This is a genomic window from Serratia sp. CY74737, assembly GCF_052166775.1.
Taxonomy (GTDB): domain Bacteria; phylum Pseudomonadota; class Gammaproteobacteria; order Enterobacterales; family Enterobacteriaceae; genus Serratia; species Serratia ureilytica.
The window spans coordinates 1-2206 of record NZ_JBJNOF010000032.1 but is presented as its reverse complement, the minus strand read 5'-3'; the positions used below and the strand labels follow the sequence as shown (position 1 = coordinate 2206).

Sequence of the window (2206 nt, the reverse complement as noted above, 5' to 3'; positions counted from 1 at the left end):
TACGCCGGGCAATATCAGGACGACGAAAGCGGCCTGCACTACAACCTGTTCCGCTACTACGAACCCGAGGTGGGGCGTTTCACCACGCAGGATCCGATAGGGTTGCGCGGCGGGCTGAATTTATATGCTTATGGGCCAAATCCTTTAACTTGGATAGATCCACTAGGTTTAGATCGTTTCCCTTCGTGGATGGATACCACTCAAGGGTACCAACGTCAGCATTTGATTCCGTACTCACTTAGGAATCATCCTGTTTTTGTGCAATCCGGGATGAGTATTAATGGTGCATCAAATATGATGCGACTTCCTGTTGCAAAAGGAATAGATCCTAATCCGGACTTGGGACTTCATCGTGGTTGGACAAAAGAGCATGCAATATATAATGAAATGATGAAGTCAAAACTAGATGCTTTGGAGAGAGTTGCAAATAAAGAAAAATGGGATTATCGACGAATACAAAGTGAAGTATTGAACCTACAGCATGAGGCTCGTAAAGGATTCAAAACAGGAAAGCTTACATGTGCTTGATTACGAGGATAAGGGCATGAACATCTATACTATTAGTAGCTTCCCATTGGGCAATGGAGTTATTGACTTCTCAGACCCAAAGTCAAGATTATCAAGCTTTTTCATTTGGAATGAAGGGGATGGTAAGTTTCTCTCATATTCACTACCAAAAGGTAAAGTACAAAGTACTATGCGGAGTGATAAACTGATGGTTTCAGATTATTTTCCTGCCAATATCGGAGTCCCAGTCTTTTCGCAGAGAGCGGTATCTATATTTGAACGTAGAATTGCATCTGAAATGTCCTTCTATAAGTGTACTGTGGAAAATGCTAGTGAAACGATGTCCTTATGTAAGGTAAATAATTACCTTCCAATTATTGACGAGGAAAGAACAACGTTTAGGGAACTTATTGATGGCACTAAACTAATCGATATTCCTGCCTATAAATGCGATAAAGATTTCTTTATAGCGAGAGATAGTGTTTTTTGTGAGCGAATGATTGTCTCTCAACTATTTGTCGATTTATGTGATGAGGAAGGATTGAATATTGAATTTTCACAATGTTAATGAAGCGTATGATTTCTAATGGAAAATGTTTTTTAAATTGAGAAAATAAGGGGCTTAAAGAAAAATTAGGTTACGAGACACGTTCTTTAAAAATAAGAATGAACTGGTCTATATAAACTCCTAGAGCGGCATCGACTGGTGCCGTTCGCCGACACCCGCCTGACGCACTGGCAAAAACTGTTTTACCGTTACGACGCCTGGGGCAACCTGATCAGCCGGCGCAACGGCCTGTACGAACAGCACTACCGCTACGACGCCGACAACCGGCTGGTGCAGGCGCACGGCCGCGGCCCGCAGGGTGAATTCGAGGCGCAGTACCATTACGACGCGCTGGGCCGCCGCAGCCGAAAAGCGGTGCGCTACAAGGGCAAAACCGAACAAACGACCCGTTTCCTGTGGCAGGGCTACCGGTTGCTGCAGGAGCAGCGCGACGACGGCAGCCGCCGCAGCTGGAGCTACGATCCGGCCAGCCCGTGGAGCCCGCTGGCGGCGCTGGAGCAGGCGGGCGACAGCCGCTCGGCGGATATTTACTGGTATCACACCGATCTGAACAGCGCGCCGCTGGAAGTGACCGACGCGGCGGGCAACCTGTGCTGGTCCGGGCAATACGACACCTTCGGCAAGCTGCAGGGCCAGACGGTGGCCGGCGCGGCGAAGCGGCAGGGCGCGCAATACCAGCAGCCACTGCGCTACGCCGGGCAATATCAGGACGACGAAAGCGGCCTGCACTACAACCTGTTCCGCTACTACGAACCCGAGGTGGGGCGTTTCACCACGCAGGACCCGATAGGGTTGGAAGGCGGGTTGAACCTGTATCAGTATGCGCCGAACCCGCTGATGTGGGTGGATCCGTTGGGGTTGAGTAGTAAGCCTTGTAAAACAGAAAAAGAGCCGAAAGATTCTTATGAACAAGCTAGGAATAAAGCACTCAAATGGCTTGAGGAACGTGGTTTCAAAGCGGAAAAAGTCAATACAGGGAAATTTGGCGCAACCAGAGGACAACCTGTTGGAATTGTAAGCATCCCGGTAAAACGGACCATTCACTTTTAGAGATCTTCCGACATACTGATTATGTCCCCTGAGGAGATCGTCATGCGTAAAGCCCGATTCACCGAGCACCAGATCATTACC

The 2206-nt window shown here is 48.5% G+C and carries 2 protein-coding genes and 1 pseudogene; all 3 read left to right on the top strand.

Going from position 1 to position 2206, the window contains the following annotated elements:
* Positions 1-528: RHS repeat-associated core domain-containing protein (locus tag ACJ8PE_RS24960; protein ID WP_442536944.1), on the top strand; the 528-nt coding region annotated here is incomplete at its 5' end.
* Between the two features lie 16 nt (positions 529-544).
* Positions 545-1075 (top strand): hypothetical protein, encoded by a 531-nt coding sequence (locus ACJ8PE_RS24955; protein WP_197760551.1) that lies wholly within the window; start codon positions 545-547, stop codon positions 1073-1075.
* Positions 1076-1210: 135 nt separating this feature from the next.
* Positions 1211-1939: pseudogene (locus ACJ8PE_RS24950) on the top strand (RHS repeat domain-containing protein); the annotation flags it as partial.
* Between the last annotated feature and the right edge of the window lie 267 nt (positions 1940-2206).